This window comes from Leucobacter sp. NPDC058333, assembly GCF_042726155.1.
Taxonomy (GTDB): Bacteria; Actinomycetota; Actinomycetes; order Actinomycetales; family Microbacteriaceae; genus Leucobacter.
In genome coordinates this window covers 246,573-266,955 of sequence record NZ_JBHXHV010000001.1, presented here as the reverse complement: position 1 = coordinate 266,955, position 20,383 = coordinate 246,573, and the positions used below count along the sequence as shown (strand labels likewise).

Here is a 20,383-nt window from a genome sequence, read left to right as displayed (position 1 = left end):
GGTCAGGCCCCCTTCGTGAGCAGAGCATCAACCTCGGCTGCGTCGGGCATAGCGGTCGAGCACTCGCGGCGTGTGGCCACGATCGCGCCGGCGACGTTCGCAAACTGCAGCATGCGCTCGAGGCCCCAGCCCTCGAGTAGGCCGTGGCAGAGTGCGCCGCCAAACGCGTCGCCCGAGCCGAGCCCGTTCACGACGTCGACGAAGTGCGGCGGAACCTCAACTCTCTCATCGCGGGTCTTCGCGAGCACGCCCTTCGGGCCCTGCTTGACGATCGCGAGCTCTATGCCACGCTCAAGCAGTGCGTCGGCAGCCCGATCCGGCACCGTTTCGCCCACGGCGACCTCGCACTCTTCCTTGTTGCCGACCGCGATCGTCGCGTGCGCGAGCGCCGCGGCAACCTGCTCCGTGGCCGTCGCCGGGTTGTCCCAGAACATCGGCCGGTAGTCGAGGTCGAAGACGGTGTGCGTCGCGCCAGCACGTGCTTCGAGCGCGGTCAGGTGGGCGGCTCGGCTCGGCTCCTCGCTGAGGCCAGTGAGCGTGAACCACAGGATGCGCGCCTGGCGCACCGCGTCGAGGTCGAGGTCTTCGGCAGTGATCTGGAGGTCGGGCGCCTTCGGCTTCCGGTAGAAGTAGAGCGGAAAGTCGTCTGGCGGGAAGATCTCGCAGAAGGTCACCGGCGTCGGATACTGCGGGTCGACGCGCACTTCCCGATTATCGACACCGAGGCGCGCGAGTTCGCGCAGCAGATAGCGGCCGAACGGATCATCACCCACGCGCGAGACGAGCGCACTCGTGCGTCCATATTTCGCAGCGGCCACGGCGACATTCGCGGCGCTGCCGCCGAGATACTTGCCAAAGCTCGTAACATCTTCGAGGCCAACGCCGTCTTGCAACGGATAGATGTCGACGCCGAGTCGACCCATGGCCAGGACGTCGTCTGGACGTCGCAGTTCCGACATTCGCAACCCGCCTTCTCGTGGTGACGCACGCGGGCTTCATGCACCGCTGCATTTGTCCTAACAATAGCACGAAGTACGCTCACATCCACTCCGAATGAGCCGGAGGGGTAATGTTGTCATCACAAAGGGGTCGCCCGAGCCCCGCCGCCTAGTCCGCGTGCCACCCCAGCGCCGAGGAGCACCGCATGAGTACTGAACCCGTTTGGCCGAGCGAGCTGTTCGCCGACCTCGACCGCAATGGCCCGATCCCCCTCTATTTTCAGATCTCGAGCCGTCTCGAGCGCGCGATCCGCGACGGCAGCATTCCCTCCGGTGCTCGACTTGAGAACGAGATCGCGATCGGTCAGCACCTGGGCCTGTCGCGGCCAACGGTGCGCCGCGCGATCCAAGAACTCGTCGATCAGGGGCTGCTCGTGCGTCGCCGCGGCATCGGCACTCAGGTCGTGCAGGCGCGCATGAGTCGCCCCGTCGAGCTCACCAGCCTGCAGGAGGACCTGACGCGCGCGGGCCATCACCCCAGCACGCGGGTACTCTCGCTCGACAAGATCCCGGCCGATGAAGACGCGGCGGATCGCCTGCGCGTCGAGGTCGGCACCGAAATTACGCGCATTCGCCGCCTCCGCAGCGCCGACGGCACCCCGATGGCGATTCTCGAAAATCTGCTGCCGCCCGAGTACGCCGACATCACCCTCGAAGACCTCGAAACCCACGGTCTGTACGAAATGCTGCGCGCCCGCGGCATCGCCATCAAGATCGCGAACCAGAAGATCGGCGCGCGGCGCACGCACAGCGACGAGCACGAGCTCCTGAATGTGGCGAAGGGTAGCCCGCTACTCACGATGGATCGAGTCGCGTTCGACCAGGGCGGCAGCGTCATCGAGGCCGGCCACCACTGCTACCGCCCCGACCTCTACTCCTTCGAAACCACGCTGGTCTCGCGGTAACGCTCGGAAGCACCGCTGCCGCGTTCGGCAAGTGATCTGCGTTCGGCAAGCCCGAAACGCTCCGTAATGGCTTGCCGAACGCAGATCACTTGCGCAACGCGAGGCCGCGCGGGCGCGGGGCGCGGTCAGGCGCGGCTTGCGACCTCGCGGTAGACCTCCACGAGGCGGTCGGCCGAGGCCTGCCAGCTGCGCTGCAGGGCGTGCCGACGCGCGGCGGAGCCCATGCGCTTGAGCCCGTCGGTGTCGGCGAGCATCCGGCTGATGGTGTCGGCCCACACGGCGGGATCGTCACCGGCGACGAGCTCGCCGGTCTCCCCCGCGACAACGGCCTCGCGCAGTCCGCCGGCGTCACGCGCGATCACTGGAACCCCCGACGCTGCTGCCTCGAGCGCGACGAGCCCGAACGTCTCGGTGTGCGAGGGCACGAGCATCAGCGCGGCCGATCGAATACGCTCGGCCAGTTCGCGCCGTCGCAGCGCGCCGTCGAACGCCGTGGTCGTCAGCATGCCGTGCGCCACGACCGACTCGTGCAGAGCGCGCGCGTACTCGTCGCCGTCGGGCGGCGACGCACCGACGATCCGCAGGGTCGGCCGCTCCGCCTGCGGAAGCAGCGCAATCGCCTCGATCGCAAGGTCGAACCCCTTGAGCGGATGCAAACGGCCGACGAGGATCACCTCGGGCCGTCCACCCCCGCGCAACCAGTCGCGCTGCTCATCGCACTCGGCGGTGTCGCACGGACGAAACAGGGCGGTATCAACTCCGAGCGGCACCACGCGTACGCGATCCGGGTCCCCCTTGAGGCGCGCGAGCACCGTCTCGCGTTCGGCCTCACTCACCGCGATGATGAGGTCAGCCTCGTGCGCGAGGCGCGCCTCGCCCGCGAGACGCCCTGGCGACTCTGGCCGCTCGCCGTCGCCGAGCGGCGACTCGGGTGGCGCAGCGATCGAGTGGTAGCTCTGTGCGAGCGGAATACCGAGTTCGTGTGCGACCGGGAGCGCGGCGATACCCGAGAACCAGTGCTCCGCGTGCAACACATCGACGGTGTCGGCGGCGAGCGCGGCGGCGAGCAACCGGCTGAAGTCTTCCATCACCCGTTCGTGCTCGCCCTTCGCGAGCAGGCGTGCGGGCCCGGCGTCGAGCAGCTCCACCGTGAGGTTGGGCATGAGTTCGACGCGCGCCGGCGTTTCTTCATCGCTGCGACGTGTAAAGATGCGCACCCGGTGACCGGCTTGCGCAAGGGCTTCGGCCTGTGCGCGAACCACCACGTTCATGCCGCCCGCGTCTTTCGTGCCGGGCACGTCGAGCGGCGAGGTGTGCAGCATTACGAAACCGATCGACAGTACTGCAGAGGTCATACGATGAGCGTACTGCCACGATCACGCCCCACTGACCCACTCCGCCGTTCGCGCCAGACCACCCTCGACTTTGCATACCCCTCTGGGGTACCCTCGAGTCGAGACGGACCCGAGGAGGCCCATGAACGAGCAACACGACGCCGGAGAGGCCTGCGAGCCCGAATTCAGCGCCGGTCACCCCGCTCGCCCGGACGCCGACCTTGCCGGCGCCCGCGGCGGGCACACGCACGACCACGGTTTACAGGGAGCCGGATCCGCGACCGCCAAACACCGTCGCAAACTCGTGCTCGTGCTCGCCATCACCCTCACCGTGTTCGTCGTGCAGCTGATCGGCGCGTTCGTGTCGAACTCACTGTCGCTGCTCGCGGATGCCGGCCACATGCTCACCGACGCCACGGGCGTTGCCATCGCGCTCATCGCGAGCCTCATTGCCGGGGTCGCCGCCACCTCGAAGCGCACGTTCGGGTACCTGCGGGTCGAGGTGCTCGCCGCGCTCGTGAACGGCATCGTGCTCGGCGTGATCGCCGTTGTCATCCTCGTGCAGGCGATCTCTCGCTTCGGCAGCGAGGTCGAGGTGCAGTCGGTGCCCATGCTCGTCGCCGCCGTGATCGGCGCGGTCGCAAACCTCGCTTCGTTGCTCATCCTGCGGTCGGGCCAAAAGGAAAGCCTGAACGTGCGCGGTGCGTACCTCGAGGTGCTCGGCGATCTGCTCGGTTCCGTCGCGGTCATCATCGCCGGCGTCATCATTCTGTTCACGGGGTGGAACGCGGTCGACCAGATCGCATCAATCCTCATCGCCGTGCTCATCTTTCCCCGGGCCATCAGCCTGCTGAGCGACGTTGTCGACGTGCTGCTCGAGGCATCGCCGAAGAACATTGACGTCGACGTCGCCCGCGCACACATGGAGGCCGTGCCGGGGGTTGATGAAGTGCACGACCTGCACGCCTGGACCATCACCTCGGGGGTACCTGCCTTCTCAGCGCACGTCACCGTCTCCGACTCAGCGTGGAGTGAGCGCGGGTACCACGCGATTCTCGACGAGGTGCGCGCGTGCCTACACGAGCACTTCGACACCGAGCACGTCACGCTCCAGCTTGAACCCCGCAGTCACGAGACGTCCGGCGAGCACGTCCACGCCTAACGGTCGAAGATGCTCGTGTCATAACCGGTGACGGCGCGCCACCCCTTTGACATAATGGGTGGCGCCTGTGCATTCGCGCAGAGTTCCTGAGAAAGAGAGTCCTCCCATGACCGGTACCGTTCGCAACGCGGTAGCTGAAGCCCTGGCGACACTGCTGTTCGTCTTCTCGATCGTCGCCGCGATCAACAACGCCGGCGACTTCGCACCCCTCGCCATCGGCTTCACGCTGATGGTGCTGATTTACGCGACCGGTCACCTCTCGGGCGCGCACCTGAACCCCGCCGTCTCACTCGGCGCACTCATTCGCGGCGCGCTCAGCGCGGGTGACTTCGTCGCCTACGTCATCGCGCAGCTCGTCGGCGGTGTGCTCGGCGCGCTGATCGCCGGGCTGATCTTCCCGGCAGCCGAGGCCGCGAAGGAGATTGAGGTCGGCCCGTCGTTCCTCGTCGAGGCGCTGTTCACGTTCATCCTGGTCTACGTCGTGCTGAACGTCGCAACCTCGAAGGACTCGGAGGGCAACTCGTTCTACGGCCTCGCAATCGGCTCGGTCGTCGTCGTCGGCGCCTTCGCCGTCGGCCCGATCTCGGGTGGCGGCTTCAACCCGGCCGTCGCACTCGGCCTCGCCGTGCACGGCGATTTCGCGTGGTCGAACATCTGGCTCTACTTCGTCGCCCCGCTCGTCGGCGGTGCGCTCGCGGCGTTCGCCTTCCGGGCGCTCAACGCGCACGACCTGGCGAAGGCTGCGGCCTAGCGCTCAACGTGGGGGCGGCGCGCCGCCCCCACGCCCGCGCCCGCACCCACGCCCGCGCCCGCACAAACGCCGAGCCCCTCTCGTATCGCCGAACCCCTTGCGGATTCCGGGCATACGCAGAGGGGCTCGGCGTTTTCATAGGGGCTCGACAGCGCAGCGCGGGCGGCGCAGCGCGGGCAGCGCAGCGCAGCGCGGCAGCGCAGCGCGGCAGCGCAGCGCGGGCGGCGCGAGCGCTGCAGCGCGCTAGTCGAGCAGCAGCGCGGGCTCCTCGAGCACCGACGCCACGTCGGCGACAAAGCGCGAGATTACGTCGCCGTCGACGATGCGGTGGTCGAACGATCCGCCAACGGTGGTCACCATGCGGGGGCGAACCTCGCCATCGACGACCCACGGCTTCTGGCGAATGGTGCCCATGGCCATGATGCCGCACTCGCCCGGGTTCAAGATCGGCGTGCCGAAGTCCATGCCGAACACGCCAATGTTGGTGATCGTGATGGTTCCGCGCGCCATATCGCTCGGCTGCGTGCGACCGTCGCGCGCGGTGATGGTCAATTGCTCGATCGCGCGGGCGAGATCGAGCAGGCTGAAGTCTTGCGCGTCCTTGATGTTCGGCACCACGAGTCCGCGCGGGGTCGCGGCGGCAATACCGAGGTTCACGAAGTTGTGACGAATGATCTCGGTGTCGGTGAACGTCGCGTTGACCTCGGGGCTGCGGCGCACTGCCCAGAGCATGGCCTTTGCAAAGATCAGCAGCGGCGACACCTTGACGCCAGCGAAATCAGTCGAGTTCTTCAGTCGCTTGACGAACTCCATAGTGCGCGTCGCGTCGACGTCGGTGAAGACGCTCACGTGCGGCGCTTCGAACGCGCTCGTGACCATTGCCTCGGCGGTCATCTTGCGAATGCCCTTCAGCGGGATCCGCTCCTCGCGCGCCTCGGCGGGTTCGGGGGTCGAGAGATTGCGGAACAGGCTCGCCTGCGACGCCTGTCGCACCACGTCGTCGCGCAGCACCTCGCCGGCGATGCCCGTGCCGGCAACCTGCGTGAGGTCGACGCCCAAATCTTTCGCGAGCTTGCGAATCGGGGGCTTCGCGATCACCGGCGAGGCATCGGCAACCGGAATCGCCGCGTGCGACGCGGCCTCACCGCCCGCCTGTCCCCCGGCGAGCAACGGCTCACCGCCCCTGCGGCGACGCGACTTCACCGCCCCGCCTGCGCCATAACCCACGAGCACCGCGCCACCCTCGGCATCCTCGGCGTTCTCGTGCGCCACACTCGCGGCTGCATCGGCGACCCCATCGCGGGTATCTTCCGTGTCGGTCGGCGAACTGGTAGGCGCCGCAGCATCGGGCACCACTGTCGCGCCGTCGTCTCCCGCGACCGTGATGCGCAGAATGGGCTCGCCGACCGGCACCGTCTGACCGACCTCGGCGAGCACCTCGGAGACAACCCCGGTGAACGGTGAGGGCAGCTCGACGAGCGACTTCGCAGTCTCGATCTCGCAGATCACCTGGTTCAGTGCGACGGTGTCGCCGGGGGCGACGTGCCACGTGACGATCTCGGCCTCGGTCAGCCCCTCGCCGACGTCGGGGAGGGGAAACGTCATTTCGCTCATGGGTGGCTCCTGTGGTCGCGGCGGATCAGTAGTGCATCGTGCGGTCGACGGCTTCGAGCACACGGTCGGCGTCGGGAAGGAAGAACTGCTCAATGGCTGCCGCGGGGAACGGAATGTCGTACCCCGAAACACGCAGCACCGGAGCCTGCAGCGAGTAGAAGGCGCGCTCCGCGACCGTCGCCGCGATCTCGCTACCGACGCTCGCGTTGCCCGAGGCTTCCTGCGCGACAACGAGCCGACCCGTCTTTCGCACGGAGGCGAGCAACGGCTCGTAGTCGATGGGCGAGACGGTGCGCAGATCGACGACCTCAATGCTGGTTCCCTCGGCCTGCGCGATTTCCGCGGCCTGAAGCAGGGTCGTGACCATGGCGCCGAACCCGACAACCGTGCAATCGGTGCCCGCGCGCGCAATGCGGCTCTGGTGCAGATCCGCAGATGGCGCCGCAGGATCGACCTCGCCCTTATGCCAGTACTTCGCCTTGGGCTCGAAGAAGAGCACCGGATCGTTCGACGCGATCGCCTGCTGAATCATCCAGTAAGCGTCGTTCGCGGTCGAGGGCGCAACCACCCGCAGACCAGCGGTGTGCGCGAAATACGCCTCTGGACTCTCCTCATGGTGCTCGATCGAGTTGATGTGCCCGCCGTAGGGCACCCGAATAACGATCGGCATATCGACCTTGCCGTCGTGCCTCGCGCGAATCTTCGCGAGCTGCGTGGTGATCTGGTTGAACGCGGGAAAAATGAAGCCGTCGAACTGAATCTCAACGACCGCACGGTATCCGCGCAGCGCGAGGCCAATCGCGCTGCCGACAATGGCGGACTCGGCAAGCGGAGTGTCGAGCACTCGAGCCGAGCCGAATTCGGCCTGCAGTTTGTCGGTGACGCGGAACACGCCGCCGAGCGGGCCGATGTCTTCACCCATCAGCAGCACGCGGTCATCAGCAACCATCGCAGTGCGCAGGCCCTCATTGATCGCCTTGGCGATCGGCAGCGTCGCCCGCTCCGACAGTGTCGCGATCTCGGTCATGCGGCGCCCCCCTCGAACGACGACTCATACTGGGCGAACCAGGCGCGCTGCTCGTCAACGCGCGGGTGCGGCTCGGCGTACACGTGCGCGAACATCGAATCGGGCTCGGGCGTGGCCAGGGTCAAGATCTGATCCCGAACCACCTTCGCCTCCCGATCCGCCGTCGCAGCGACCTCGGCGAAGAACTCGTCGTCGACACCGAGACTCCGCAGGTACGCCTCGAGGCGAACAATCGGGTCGCGCAGCTGCCAGGTCTCGAGCTCCCCTTCTGGCCGGTACCGCGTCGGGTCGTCTGCCGTGGTGTGGGCGCCGATGCGATACGTGAGCGCCTCAATGTAGCCGGGGCCCGCACCCTCGCGCGCGAGGCGCAGGTAGCGGCGTCCGACGGCATACGCCGCAAGCGGGTCGTTGCCGTCGATCTGCACGGCGCGCAATCCGAAACCGAGCGCGCGGCGGTAGAGCGGCGTGCGCGACTGCCGGGCCACGGGCACAGAGATCGCCCAGCCGTTGTTTTGCACGACGAAGACCTCTGGGGTCTGGTAGCTCGCAGCGAACACCATCGCCTCGTTCGGGTCGCCCTGGCTGGAGGTGCCATCGCCGTAAAAGACCATCGTCGCCTCGCCCGTCGGCGTACCGGCTTCGCCCGCGTCAAGCGTTGTGTCGTTTGCTCGCCGCTTCGCGTCGAGCACCTGCGCGAGCGCGTGACCGGTGGCGTGCTGCGTCTGCGATCCGAGCACCAGCGTGTACAGGTGCACGTTGCCATTGGCCGGGTCAGTGACGTCCCACCCGCCGTGGGTGACGCCGCGGAACTGCGCAGCGATATCGATCAGGTTGACACCGCGAACGTACGCGACGAGGTGCTCGCGGTAGGCCGGGAAGACGTGGTCCTGGGGCTCCGTGGCGCGCACGAGTCCAACCTGGCACCCTTCCTGGCCGACACTCGGCACCCACAGCCCGAGCTGCCCCTGACGCTGCAGGTGCGTGCACTCGGTATCGAAGGCGCGCGTTGACACCATGTCGCGGTACCACTGCTTGAAGTCGTCAACCCCGACATCCTCAAGCTCGGATGCATACTCGGCTGCGGTGCCAGACGGCGCGTACCCACCCTCCGCGTCAAGGAAGCGGATCGGCTCGGGATCGTCGCCTCGCAGCAGGCGCTCTGTGATCTGTTCGCTCATCTCGATTTAGTGTAATGATCGGCGCTGCGCGCGGCGGGATATACGTCGTGTCACCGGTGATTTCCCGCCGGATCAGCTCAGTTTTCGCGCGTCCGCACCAGATGAGCCCGCACGATGTCGACGACAACGGGGACGCTCTCGGGCTCGCCCACGGAGATCCGCACACCGACGCCTCCGAACGGGCGCACGAGCGTGCCCGCCTCGGCGAAGTCTGCGGCGAGCGCGAGGGCGTCGACGACGCCGCCGGGTGCCGCGCCGGTCTCGGGTATCCATACGAAGTTCGCCTGCGCCGCCGGTACGGCGATGCCGAGTTCACGCAGTTCTGCTGCGAGCGCGTCGCGGCGAGCGGCGATTTCGGCGACTCGCTCGGCGTGCACGGCGCGGGCCTCCAGGGTCAGTGAAGCGCGCGCGGCGCTCTCGGCGATCCCGGTGACCGAGAGGGGAATTGCCACGCTGGCTGCGGCTGCAAAGATCGCCGGATCGCCCACGCCGTACCCGATGCGCAGGCCTGCCAGGCCGTACGCCTTTGAGAAGGTGCGCAGCACCACGAGGTTTGCGTGGTCGCGCAGCACGTCTTCGCCCCGCACGGCCTCCGGGTCCGTGACGAATTCGCGGTAGGCCTCGTCGAGCACCACGAGTGTGTCGGCGGGAACGCGGGCCATGAACCGGTCGAAGTCGGCGCGGCGAATGGTCGGCCCGGTCGGGTTGTTCGGTGAGCAGAGCAGCACGACGCGGGTGCGGTCTGTAATGGCGTCGGCCATCGCATCGAGATCGTGCTCGGAGGCGGCGGTGAGCGGCACGCGCACGGCCTCGGCGCCAGATGCGAGCCCGAGTGACGGGTACGCCTCGAAGCTCGGCCAGGCGTGCAGGTACGCGTCGCCGCTTCCCGCAGCTGCGTGCACGAGCTGGAAGAGAATGGCGACCGAGCCAGCGGCCAGGTGCACGTGTGTGCCGGGTACGCCGAACTCTGCGCCGATCGTCTCGCGCAGCTCGGGCATCGCGACTGCCGCGTAGCGGTTGATGTCGGAGCGGCCCGCGATCGCTTCGAGCACCCCGGGGAGGGGCTCGGACGGGTTCTCGTTGCTCGACAGTTTGAACCCGGGCTTCGTGGGGGCTGCGCCCTGTCGATAAGCGGGAACCGCGAGTACATCCGCGCGGAAACGAACGGGGGAGACGACCTGGTCACTCATGCTGCTCAGTGTAGTGAAGCTGGCACGGCGGCTCGCTACCAGCCGCTCGCCATATAGACCTCTTCAATCTTTGGTTTGCCGCCGTCCAGGCTGACCTTGCCAGTGACGTCGATCGTTGATTTCTCGAGTTTCGGTTCAGGGTTGTAGGAGGCCGGATTCTCGCGCACCGCAATTGTCGCCTCCGTCGCCGCGAAACTATCGAGGGTGATGACGCTGAAGCCGTCCGGCTGAGTGATGACTTTCAACTCGGCCAAGTCGTCGTTTCGAACGGCGTAGGGGCAGCCATCTTCCATGTTGGTCGGGATCGTCAGGCACGCGGTGACGCGCGCTTGTACCTGTTTCAGTACCTCTTTCTCGAAGGCTTCGCTGGGCGTCAGTGTCACGTCAACACTCTCACCCAGAGAGAACTTGTCGACCACTCTCAGGGACTCTGTCGACGCGGTGACGTAATCGGTCGACGCTCCCGAGACCTCGTACACGCCTGGGTACGCGGCAAGCCGCCGACTGTGGTGGCCGTAGCCGTCATCCTCCAGTGCGACATCGGTCGAACCCACCGTCACGCTGTCGAGGTCGTTGGAGCTCACACTCACCTGCGATAGGAGTGGGTCCTCGACGCGCCACGTATCGAGCACGAGTGCCTCTTTCGGGCCAGACACCACACTCAGATCGTCTTCGTACCGTTCCCCATCGATCGAGAGCGTCACGCGAACGCTTGCCCGTGAGTCGGTGCGATAGTTGCTTCGAACATCGACGATTTCGATCGGGGATGTCGACTCCCCCAGCACCTCGTCCGTGAGCAGCACCCGCTCATCGTTCGCGATGCCCGGGTCAACGAGTCGATTCGCAGCCTCGGCTTTCCCATCCGCAATGAACTCGACGTACCGCGTGACCGCCGCTTCGGGGCTGCGCGCCTGATTCAGAATCGCCACCGTGATCGCGATCGCACTCGACACGACGATGGCCCCCACGATCGACAGCGTGATGACCAGTGCACGCTTCGACTTCGGTCGCTGCGGGGGGCTGACGCCGTCCGCGAAGGTCGGCGTAATGGGTTGACCTTCAGGGTGCGTCACGTCGGGGTGCTCCATTCGACACGGCGGCGGACGACACACTTTCTCGTGCACTCTCCACCGAAAGCTCACAGCTTGAGTCAAAGATAACAACTCGCTCTGCGGGAGCTCAATCGCGGCGCTGTGCACGAGACATGCAGGACCACCAGTGGGAGAATTGAGCCATGCGTACCGTCATCCGAGTTCTCGTGAACGCCTTTGCCCTATGGCTGACCACACTCATCGTGGGCGGCAGCGGCGATCACGGCGTCTGGATCGCCCCGATCAACAACGACAACTACGGGCACCTGCTCACGCTCGTGCTGGTGGCGATGATCTTTGGCCTCGTAAACGGAACGCTCGGTCGCGTGGTGCGGTTCGTGTCGATCCCGCTGTACGTTCTCACGCTCGGGCTAATCGGACTCATCATCAACGGCATCATGCTCGCCATCGTCGCGTGGCTGTCAGATCTCGCGGGCTTCGGTCTGCGCCTCGAGGGGTTCTGGTGGGGTGTGCTCGCGGCGCTCGTGCTCTCGATTCTGTCTGGCCTGCTGAACGGGCTACTCGGCACCTCGAAGAAGCGGGATCGCCGCACAGCGTGAGGGGGCGCCGCGCTGCATGAATATTGCCCTCCTCTTGGCTACGCTGCAGCACGGGTATACCCCGCGACCGGCATGACGTCTCGCCACCCGAGGGTGAGGTAGAGCGCGCGGCCCTCGACCGAGGCGACCAGCAGCCCGCGCTCGGCTCCGGTGGCGCTCCCCCACTCGCACAGCGCTTCGACCACGCGCCGGCCGAGCCCGCGTCGCTGATACTGGGGCTCCGTCGAAATGCGGTCCAGGATCAGTGCTTCTCCGCTCACCACCGCGTAGCCACAGGCGGCCACCACTTCGTCAATCGTGATGGTGACCTCCGCGACACCATTCTCTTCGCCGAGACCGAGTTGACCGTCCTGGACGCCGTGACCCCGATGATGGGTGTTCTTGCGCGGCGAAGCCGCGAGATCCCGAATCTCCATGAGCGTTTCAACCCGCGACATCGCTTGCAATGGAGCGAGCGCCCGGTCGACGGCGGGGTCGCGCTCCCCCAGCACGGTGAGCCAGTCGCGAGGTCCGGTGAGGAGCCTGACCAATCGCGTTGCCTCGGCGACCGACGGCGAGCCGATCACGTACTCGCGATCCCGATACGCATCGCCGACCTCGACGCCCCACGCGTCTCCGTTTCGCTCGACCGACCGCCCGCGGGCCACCGCCCAGCCGGTTACCCAGTCTTCAGTCCAGTCAGTAGTTTGGCGCCCGGCAGCCAACGCTCGTGTCTCGTTTGAGTCCATGCCCGTTCTCCCGCTTCACTCTCTACGATTCAGCATAGGAGCGGCGTCAGACAAGTCCCGGCCTCCGTGAGAGATCCGGCTTCGGTGAGGCCAGAGCACAGCATGCGATGTCACCGAAGCCGAATCGCTCACGCAGGCCCGGGCCACTGCGCAGGGCGTGGGAGAATGGACGACGGACCGCGATCCCAATCTCCGAGAGGCTCACATGACCCCGCTCCCCACGCAGCCCATCAGCCCGCTCGACGGACGTTACCGCGCCGCGGTCGCCGACCTCGGCAACACGCTCTCGGAAGCGGGCCTCAACAAGGCGCGCGTGCACGTCGAGGTCGAGTGGCTCGCCTACCTCACCGAACACTCGCTGCTCGGTGGCAGCCCGATCGAGCCCGAGCAGCTCGCGTCTCTGCGCGCTTGGGCCGCTGATTTCGGTCAGGCCGAGATCGACGAGCTCGCCGAGACTGAGCGCGTCACGCAGCACGACGTGAAAGCCGTCGAGTACCTGGTTCGTGCCCGCCTCGAATCGCAGGGACTCGCGCATCTCGCTGAACTCACCCACGTCTGCTGCACAAGCGAAGACATCAACAACCTCTCATACGCGCTGACCGTGCAGCAGGCTGTCGCCGACGTCTGGCGCCCGCGCTTCGAGAAGGTCATCGCCGAAATTGCACGGCAGGCAGAGGAGTATCGCGAGCTGCCGATGATGAGCCGCACGCACGGTCAGCCCGCGACGCCGACGACGCTCGGCAAAGAACTCGCGGTGTTCGTCTACCGCCTCGAGCGCCAGCTGAATCAGATCGACGACGTCGAGTACCTCGGCAAGTTCTCGGGCGCCACTGGCACGTTCGCGGCGCACCTCGCGGCAGATCCCGACACTGACTGGGCACAGGTCTCGCAGGAGTTCGTCGAGGGCCTCGGCCTCGACTGGAACCCGCTCACCACGCAGATCGAGTCACACGACTGGCAGGCCGAGCTGTACACGCGCATCGCGCACGCCAACCGCATTCTGCACAACCTCGCGACCGATATCTGGAGCTACATCTCCATCGGGTACTTCCGTCAGATCCCCGTCGCAGGCGCGACCGGCTCGTCGACGATGCCGCACAAGGTCAACCCGATCCGCTTCGAAAACGCCGAGGCCAACCTCGAGCTGTCGAACGCGATCCTCGATTCGCTCGCGGCGACCCTCGTCACCAGCCGCTGGCAGCGCGACCTCACCGATTCGTCGGCGCAGCGCAATATCGGCGTCGGTCTCGGCCACTCGGTGCTCGCTCTCGATAACATCATCAAGGGACTCGGTCAGATCGACGCCGCCCCCGAGGCACTCGCGGCCGATCTCGACGCGAACTGGGAGGTGCTTGGTGAGGCCATTCAGACGGTGATTCGTGCAGAGGTGACTGCCGGACGTTCAACAATCAGCGACCCGTACGCGGCCCTCAAGGAGCTCACACGCGGCCGCCGTATCGGCCAGGCTGACCTCGTCGAATTCGTGCAGGGGCTCGAGATTGGCGACGCTGCCAAGCAGCGCTTGCTCGCACTCACTCCGGCGACGTACATCGGCGACGCCGTGCGCCTCGTCGATTTTCTGCAGCGCTAGGCGAGAGGTCTCAGCACAGCGTTACGCAGCACAGCGGCGGGTAGGCGATTGCCTACCCGCCGCTGACGCTCGCTAGCGGTTAGTGCCAGGTGGGCTTGTCGTCGGGCTGCTGCAGATCTTTGCGCGCGTCGAGGTCTTCCTGGCTGGGCTTACCGCCCAAGCCCACGAGTGCGACCATCATGATCGACACGATGAAGCCGACACCCAGGAACACGAGCCCGAGCATGATCTCGCGCGTCGTGAGCAGCACGACGATACCCGCGAACAGGCCAAGAATGAGAGAGAAGCCGATGAGTTCGAGCGGCTTCAGGCGGTCACGTCGCGACGGGGTCACGGGATCCTGATTGGCGGGCTCGGGGGACTGAGTCATCGTCTGCTTTCCGGAAGAAATCGAAGCTGGATTAGCGGGTGGCGGCGGCATCGCGCGGTGCGTGCGGGCGGCGGGTATCGAAGGCCGAGATGCCGAGGAACACCCCAGCGAGCACTGCGTAGGCTCCGAGGAACCCGATGACGGCGACGCCGTCTTCGCGTACCAGCACTACGAGCAGCGCGAGCAGCATCCCGATCGCACCGAGGAAGATGGCGTCTTGCCTGCTTCCTGGTCGCACCGTCGAGCCCACGAATTCGAGCAGCGCGCACACGAGCGCCCACCCGGCGACCAGCATCGCGAAGGCGATGACCGAGCCGGAAAAGACGATACCGATGGCTGCTGCGATCGAAACGACGCCGAGCAGCAGCGGCACTGGGTTACCGCCGGTAGCGCGCAGCGTGAACCACTCGACGAGATGGGCAACGCCGATTGCCGCGATGGCGATTGCAGCAATCGCGGTGTCGAAACCGAGCTGCTCGTGCATCGGGGCGGAGAACGCGATTGCAAAGCCAGCGAGCATCAGCACGGCGACGCGAATGAGCTTCACAGGTCGGGAAACCGAGGTCTCAGAAGTCGACGATCCCGCAGTCGTATGAACTGCAGCAGCCATGACACCCCTTTTCTCCGTCACCCTCCAGTGTACCCCCGGGCTCCCGGGGAGAATCCCGTTGGCGGGGGCCGAAGACAGACGACGTGGCTCACCCTCGCCGCAGTGGTGTGCTACACCTGGGGCATATCTTGGAAGCGCGAGTAGTGGCCCTGGAACGCGACGGTGACGGTTCCCGTCGGTCCGTTGCGCTGCTTGGCGAGAATGAAGTCGGCCTCGCCAGCGCGCGGGCTGTCGCGATCACCCACGGCCTCGCGGTGCAGCAGGATCACCATGTCAGCGTCTTGCTCGAGCGAGCCCGATTCACGGAGGTCGCTGATCGCGGGCATCTTGTCCGCGCGCTGCTCGGAGGCACGGTTGAGCTGCGAAAGCGCGATCACCGGCACGTCCAGCTCTTTCGAGAGCAGCTTGAGCGCGCGTGAGAACTCCGAGACCTCTTGCTGGCGGCTCTCCGACTTCTTACCGCTCGAGAGCAGCTGCAGGTAGTCGATGACCACCATGCGCAGGCCGTGCTGCTGCTTCAGGCGGCGGCACTTTGCTCGGATCTCAACGAGGGTCAGGTTCGGGCTGTCGTCAATGTAGAGCGGAGCCTCTGCAACGCGCGCCTGCGTCGCCGCAAGCTTCTGGAAGTCACGGTTATCGAGTGCCCCCTTGCGGAGCGTCTGCATGGGGATACTCGCCTCCGCAGCGAGAAGACGCATGGCAATCTCGGCACGCCCCATTTCGAGCGAGAAGAAGACCGTCGGCGCGTTCGCGTGCACGGAGGCGTTGCGCGCGACGTCCATCGCGAGAGTCGACTTACCCATTGCCGGTCGCGCAGCAATGATGATCATCTGGCCGCCAGCGAAACCGTTGGTCATTGCGTCCAACTCGCTAAATCCGGTGGGCACGCCGAGCATGCCGCCCGTCGCGCTATTGGCCTTATTGATCTCTTCAAGGGCCGCATCGACTGCGAGGTGCAGTGGGACGTAGTCTTCGCCCTGGCTTTCGCCCGTGACACCGTAGATCTCGGACTGAGCGACATTCACGAGGTCGATCGCCTCGCCCTCGCCGGCGTACCCCATCTGCACGATGCGCGTCCCAGCCTCGACGAGACGGCGCAGCAGGGCCTTCTCCGCCACAATCTCTGCGTAGAAGCTCGCGTTCGCTGCGGTAGGCACAATGCTCGTCAGAGTGTGCAGGTATTCGGTACCGCCGGCACGCTGCAGCTCGCCGCTCTTGGTGAGCTCGTCGGTCACCGTGATGACGTCGGTCGGTTCGCCGCGCGAGTACAGCGACAGCACGGCCTCGTAGATGACCTCGTGCTTCGGCACGTACAGGTCGGGGCCCTTGAGCAGCCCGGTGACGTCCGCTACGGCGTCTTTGGAGAGCAGCATGCCACCGAGTGCGCTCTGCTCCGCCAACAGGTCGTACGGTGGCGTGCGCTCGTGTCCACGGGAGTTGTCCTCGAGGAACGGATCCGGGATTCCCAGGTGTGCGATTGACACGCGAAGACTTCCTCTCACTGCAGTGGATTCGGTTACTGATCGATCAGACACCCGACCCCAGACATTCACGGTAAGCGTCCGGCGACAGGACTCCAAACGAAGACTGTGCCCAACCGTCGGTGCCTGTGGATAACTCGGGGGATAACTCGCCGCTTTGCGCCACATGTTGTTCACACCCTTGGGGACAACGTGTGGATGAATTTCGTAACGAGTACTTTTTGTAGCGCTTGAACAGGGATTTTAGTTTTCCACAGGTAGAAAGTTGTTCAAGTCTCAGGTACAGATTGAGGCTTCGTGAAACGCCCGACATGTGGAGAACTTGCGTGCTACGAAGCCCGCCCTGTAGCGATTTTCCAGTTGATAACGAAACGCCCGTTCACGGGTTGTTCAGCGTGTTGTCGCCTGAGACGCGGGGAAAAACACAGACGGCGGGACCCTGACCCGGAAACCGGATCAGCGTCCCGCCGTCAGCGAGCGCGAAGCTTAGCGCTGCGAAATTACCTGCAGCGTCACCTTGGCGTCGACACCCTCGTGGAGGTGGACGATCGCCTGGTACTCGCCCGTGGTCTTGATCGCGGGGAGCGTGATCTTGCGCTTGTCGATTTCGCCGAGCCCGGCTTCGGACACCGCAGCTGCAACCGCAGCCGGCTTGACCGAGCCGAAGAGACGACCACCGTTGCCAGTCTTGGTCAGGAGGCGAATCTTGCCCTCCTGCAGCTTGGCCTTCAACGCCTGAGCGTCTTCAACCGATGCGAGCGCGCGAGCATCGCGCGCAGCGCGGAGCTGAGCAACCTGAGCCTCGCCACCGCGGGTCCAGTGCACCGCGTAGCCCTGGGGCACGAGGAAGTTGCGAGCGTAACCGGTCTTAACGTCAACGACGTCGCCGGCGGAACCGAGGCCCTGGACCTCGTTCGTGAGAATTACCTTAGACATGTGCTCTACTCCTTACCGGCCGGAACCGGCGTAGGGGAGGAGAGCCATCTCGCGGGCGTTCTTCACGGCCTTCGCGATGAGTCGCTGCTCCTGAACGGATACACCGGTGATACGACGGGCGCGGATCTTTCCACGCTCGGAGATGAACTTGCGGAGCGTTGCGACATCTTTGTAATCGATGACGCCGACGGTCTGCTTCTTCGCGGGTGCGAGGGTCTTGGCGTTCTTACCGCGACCCGGCTTGCGGGCTGTGCCGCTGGACTTGCCTGCCATAATTGGTCCTTTTTCGTGATGCGTTCCGGCTGGGCCGGATCAAGAAGTTTAGAAGGGTTGCTCGTCGTCGAAACCGCCGCCGAAGCCGCCGCCTGACTCACCCTGGCCCGAATTGGTCCAGGGGTTGTCTTGCGATTGCGTCTGCGACTGCTGCGGAGCGGCTGCGGGCTGACCCCAGCTGCTCTGACCAGCGGGCTGATTGCCTCCGGCGTTGCCGCCACCAAAGCCACCGACCTGGCCACGTGCCTGGCCGCGAGCGACCTGTGCAGTGGCGAAGCGGAGCGACGGCCCAACCTCTTCGACCTCAAGGTCGAGTGAGGTGCGCTGCTGCCCCTGGTTGTCGGTGTAGCTGCGCTGGGTGAGACGGCCCTGCACGATGACGCGCATGCCCTTCGTGAGCGATGCGGCGATGTTGTCGGCGTACTCTCCGTACGCGCGGCAACCGAGCCACAACGGTTCGCCGTCCGACCAGTCACCCGACTGACGGTCACGCACGCGAGGGGTCGAGGCGATCCGGAAGGTCACCCACGACTTTCCCGCCTGGCTGACGCGCGGCTCCGGGTCGGCAACGAGGTTCCCGACGACTGTGATCAGCGGCTCACCGGCCATGAGCTACGCGCCGACCTTCGCGGCTGCGCGAGCGGCCTTGGCCTGGTCGCGCTTCGTCTGAGCTGCGCGCTGGGCGATGAGCTCGTCGGAGCGCAGCACCTTGGTGCGGAGCACGGCCTCTGAGAGACCCAGCTGACGATCGAGCTCAGCGGTGGCCTCGTGGGTTGCGGTGAAGTTCACCACAACGTAGATGCCTTCTGACTGCTTCTTGATCTCGTAGGCGAGACGACGCTTGCCCCAGATATCGGTGTTCTCGATTTCGCCGCCCGCGTTGCGGATGACGCCGAGGAACTTCTCGATGCTGGGGGCTACAGTGCGCTCGTCGATACCCGGATCGAGGATCACCATCAGTTCGTACGGATGCATTATTGACCCACCTCCTTCGGACTTCACGGCCACAGGATTTCTGTGACAGGAGGGTGTTTATACATCGTGCCTTCGTGCCGGGCAGATTGCACCGCACGCAGACAACCTCAATAGCTTAGCACTTCACGCGTTCTACGTCACCCAGCTACTGGCCCGGTGCCGCCGTAGACACATACGATCGGCCCACCTGAAAGAACTGCATCGTGTAGTCGTACCACGCGCCGGTCATCACGATGGGGCGCCAGCCGGTGTCGACGCCGCGGCTGCGTGCAGAGTAAGAGCCGATGCAGAGATACGCGATGCCGTCACCCTCGGCGACATAGAGATTCACATATAGATCGCCGAGATTGTGCCACTGCGCGATTCCGAGCTGCTGCAGCGCGGCGAGATTGCCCGCGAGGAACTGTTGATACAGCCAGTCATTCCACTCGGGAGTCGAGTTCCAGGTGCGCTCGAAGACGCGCTTGACACGCGCACCCGTCGGGCGTCGTCGCAGCTCATCGGCCCCGCGATTGAACCACATACGGTGCCTGATCATGAAGGCCCCACCGAAACTGAGCCCAAGAATCACCAACAGGCCGAACGGGATCATCATCAGTGTCAGAGCGCGGCTCGCGCCCGCAGCTGCCGCGCAGTTCGCACCGGGAGCGCACGAGATGTCAGACGCCGACCCCGCCCCGAGCGTCGCAGTGACGAAGATGGCGCCGAGCACCACGAATCCGATCGACCAACTCAGGTGGAAGCTTGCCGAACTGCGCCGAATGTCTGGCAGCGTCAGCATCTGGGGGACCGGGTCGAGGTATCCGCTCATTGCAATGACCGTCAGTCGCCCGCGGCCGGAGTCAGTAGTCGGAACGATTCGACCGTGGCGATTGCTTCGCGCTGCCCTCCGACGTGCACAATGTCATCGCCGTCCACGGTGAGCTGGGTGGCATACGCGCGCAGTGCCGCGATTTTTCGGGGGAGCCACGGTGTCACGTCGTGCCGCTCGAGATCGGATGCGGCGGCAGGATCGGCGTCCCCCACGATTGCCCAGAAGGGTACGTCGAGCGCGTGCGCCACGGCCCGCGCGAGCCGGTGTGCGAACACGTGATCGGGGTGCCCGTACCCGCCGCCGCCGTCATAACTCACGATCGCCTGCGCGCCGGATTGGTACGCGGCGGCGAGCAGATCGTTCAGGGCTTCGACGGCCGGTGCCGACGTCAGCGCGTCGGGCCCAGCGTCGGGCGCGGCGGTCGCGCGGCCGTTGCTGTCCCACGTCATCCCGGAATCCTCGTAGATCACCGGGGGATACCCGTCAGCGCGAGCGGGCTTGACCCCGAGAAACACGTGGCGATCCAAGCCAAGCATGCCGAGCGCGGTCTTGAGCTCGTTCTGACGCGCGACCGCAATTCCGTGCGCCGCAACAAGCGCCTCGAGCGGCCCCGCCACAACCTCGCCCTGTTCGCCACGGGTGAGTGTGACCAGCAGTGGTTCTTGCCCGGCCTCGGCGAGTGCCGCAATGGTGCCGCCAGTGGTGATCGTCTCGTCGTCGGGGTGTGCGTGCACAAAGAGCACCCGCGCGCGCCCGCCGAACCATGTCGCCGCTACAGCCTCGTTCACGTCTACG

Annotated in this window: 22 protein-coding genes; 5 read left to right on the top strand and 17 right to left on the bottom strand. The window is 65.7% G+C overall.

All coding sequences use genetic code 11. From position 1 onward, the window contains the following. Positions 1–2 precede the first annotated feature (2 nt). The gene (gene iolC, locus ACFWHR_RS01200) at positions 3–959 is read right to left on the bottom strand and encodes a 5-dehydro-2-deoxygluconokinase (protein WP_382446441.1); all 957 of its coding nucleotides are present in this window, start codon (positions 957–959) and stop codon (positions 3–5) included. A 185-nt stretch (positions 960–1,144) separates the two neighbouring features. Between iolC and ACFWHR_RS01195 the strand changes: the two genes are divergently transcribed. Further along, positions 1,145–1,903, top strand: coding sequence for a GntR family transcriptional regulator (locus ACFWHR_RS01195; RefSeq protein WP_382446440.1), 759 nt, complete (start codon positions 1,145–1,147; stop codon positions 1,901–1,903). A 125-nt stretch (positions 1,904–2,028) separates the two neighbouring features. Here the strand turns inward: ACFWHR_RS01195 and ACFWHR_RS01190 are convergent, their stop codons facing one another. Further along, positions 2,029–3,258, bottom strand: coding sequence for a glycosyltransferase (locus ACFWHR_RS01190; protein ID WP_382446439.1), 1,230 nt, complete (start codon positions 3,256–3,258; stop codon positions 2,029–2,031). Positions 3,259–3,379: 121 nt separating this feature from the next. Between ACFWHR_RS01190 and ACFWHR_RS01185 the strand changes: the two genes are divergently transcribed. Both ACFWHR_RS01185 and ACFWHR_RS01180 read left to right on the top strand, forming a co-directional pair. Continuing rightward, entirely contained in the window at positions 3,380–4,399 is a 1,020-nt protein-coding gene (locus ACFWHR_RS01185) for a cation diffusion facilitator family transporter (RefSeq protein ID WP_382446438.1), read from the top strand. A 106-nt stretch (positions 4,400–4,505) separates the two neighbouring features. Beyond that, complete coding sequence (locus ACFWHR_RS01180; protein ID WP_382446437.1) at positions 4,506–5,150, top strand: MIP/aquaporin family protein; 645 nt, start codon at positions 4,506–4,508, stop codon at positions 5,148–5,150. Between the two features lie 243 nt (positions 5,151–5,393). Here the strand turns inward: ACFWHR_RS01180 and ACFWHR_RS01175 are convergent, their stop codons facing one another. From ACFWHR_RS01175 to ACFWHR_RS01155, 5 genes are all read right to left on the bottom strand, one after another. After that, a complete protein-coding gene (locus ACFWHR_RS01175) occupies positions 5,394–6,764 on the bottom strand; it encodes a dihydrolipoamide acetyltransferase family protein (protein WP_382446436.1) in 1,371 nt (456 codons plus the stop codon). A gap of 25 nt (positions 6,765–6,789) precedes the next feature. Further along, positions 6,790–7,791, bottom strand: coding sequence for an alpha-ketoacid dehydrogenase subunit beta (locus ACFWHR_RS01170; RefSeq protein WP_382446435.1), 1,002 nt, complete (start codon positions 7,789–7,791; stop codon positions 6,790–6,792). Continuing rightward, on the bottom strand, positions 7,788–8,969 hold the full coding sequence (locus ACFWHR_RS01165) for a thiamine pyrophosphate-dependent enzyme (RefSeq protein ID WP_382446434.1): 1,182 nt from the start codon (positions 8,967–8,969) through the stop codon (positions 7,788–7,790). The genes ACFWHR_RS01170 and ACFWHR_RS01165 overlap by 4 nt, the downstream gene beginning before the upstream one ends. A 77-nt stretch (positions 8,970–9,046) precedes the next feature. Further along, positions 9,047–10,159: a histidinol-phosphate transaminase gene (locus ACFWHR_RS01160; protein ID WP_382446433.1), complete on the bottom strand. Its 1,113-nt coding sequence runs from the start codon at positions 10,157–10,159 to the stop codon at positions 9,047–9,049. A 35-nt stretch (positions 10,160–10,194) separates the two neighbouring features. Continuing rightward, complete coding sequence (locus ACFWHR_RS01155) at positions 10,195–11,232, bottom strand: hypothetical protein (RefSeq protein WP_382446432.1); 1,038 nt, start codon at positions 11,230–11,232, stop codon at positions 10,195–10,197. Positions 11,233–11,393: 161 nt separating this feature from the next. On the opposite strand from ACFWHR_RS01155, the gene ACFWHR_RS01150 reads away from it, so the two are divergent. Then, the gene (locus ACFWHR_RS01150) at positions 11,394–11,810 is read left to right on the top strand and encodes a phage holin family protein (RefSeq protein WP_382446431.1); all 417 of its coding nucleotides are present in this window, start codon (positions 11,394–11,396) and stop codon (positions 11,808–11,810) included. A 38-nt stretch (positions 11,811–11,848) separates the two neighbouring features. Here ACFWHR_RS01150 and ACFWHR_RS01145 read toward each other — a convergent pair whose 3' ends face one another. Beyond that, positions 11,849–12,538, bottom strand: a complete 690-nt coding sequence (locus ACFWHR_RS01145) for a GNAT family N-acetyltransferase (RefSeq protein ID WP_382446430.1) — start codon at positions 12,536–12,538, stop codon at positions 11,849–11,851. A 205-nt stretch (positions 12,539–12,743) separates the two neighbouring features. On the opposite strand from ACFWHR_RS01145, the gene purB reads away from it, so the two are divergent. After that, entirely contained in the window at positions 12,744–14,129 is a 1,386-nt protein-coding gene (gene purB, locus ACFWHR_RS01140) for an adenylosuccinate lyase (protein ID WP_382446429.1), read from the top strand. 79 nt (positions 14,130–14,208) lie between these two features. Here purB and ACFWHR_RS01135 read toward each other — a convergent pair whose 3' ends face one another. From ACFWHR_RS01135 to ACFWHR_RS01095, 9 genes are all read right to left on the bottom strand, one after another. Beyond that, positions 14,209–14,499: an ABC transporter ATP-binding protein gene (locus ACFWHR_RS01135; RefSeq protein WP_382446428.1), complete on the bottom strand. Its 291-nt coding sequence runs from the start codon at positions 14,497–14,499 to the stop codon at positions 14,209–14,211. Positions 14,500–14,530: 31 nt separating this feature from the next. Continuing rightward, positions 14,531–15,109 carry a hypothetical protein gene (locus ACFWHR_RS01130; protein ID WP_382446427.1) on the bottom strand — a complete coding sequence of 193 codons (579 nt, stop codon included), beginning with the start codon at positions 15,107–15,109 and terminating at the stop codon, positions 14,531–14,533. A 110-nt stretch (positions 15,110–15,219) separates the two neighbouring features. Continuing rightward, a complete protein-coding gene (gene dnaB / locus ACFWHR_RS01125) occupies positions 15,220–16,593 on the bottom strand; it encodes a replicative DNA helicase (protein ID WP_382446426.1) in 1,374 nt (457 codons plus the stop codon). 483 nt (positions 16,594–17,076) lie between these two features. Further along, the gene (rplI, locus tag ACFWHR_RS01120; RefSeq protein WP_382446425.1) at positions 17,077–17,526 is read right to left on the bottom strand and encodes a 50S ribosomal protein L9; all 450 of its coding nucleotides are present in this window, start codon (positions 17,524–17,526) and stop codon (positions 17,077–17,079) included. A 12-nt stretch (positions 17,527–17,538) separates the two neighbouring features. Continuing rightward, positions 17,539–17,799 carry a 30S ribosomal protein S18 gene (gene rpsR / locus ACFWHR_RS01115; protein WP_010155628.1) on the bottom strand — a complete coding sequence of 87 codons (261 nt, stop codon included), beginning with the start codon at positions 17,797–17,799 and terminating at the stop codon, positions 17,539–17,541. Between the two features lie 48 nt (positions 17,800–17,847). Then, on the bottom strand, positions 17,848–18,408 hold the full coding sequence (ssb, locus tag ACFWHR_RS01110) for a single-stranded DNA-binding protein (RefSeq protein WP_382446424.1): 561 nt from the start codon (positions 18,406–18,408) through the stop codon (positions 17,848–17,850). Between the two features lie 3 nt (positions 18,409–18,411). Next, positions 18,412–18,774: a 30S ribosomal protein S6 gene (gene rpsF, locus ACFWHR_RS01105; protein WP_090145806.1), complete on the bottom strand. Its 363-nt coding sequence runs from the start codon at positions 18,772–18,774 to the stop codon at positions 18,412–18,414. A gap of 145 nt (positions 18,775–18,919) precedes the next feature. Beyond that, positions 18,920–19,585, bottom strand: coding sequence for a hypothetical protein (locus ACFWHR_RS01100; protein ID WP_382446423.1), 666 nt, complete (start codon positions 19,583–19,585; stop codon positions 18,920–18,922). An 11-nt stretch (positions 19,586–19,596) separates the two neighbouring features. Beyond that, positions 19,597–20,376, bottom strand: a complete 780-nt coding sequence (locus tag ACFWHR_RS01095; protein WP_382446422.1) for a PIG-L deacetylase family protein — start codon at positions 20,374–20,376, stop codon at positions 19,597–19,599. Positions 20,377–20,383: the final 7 nt, after the last annotated feature.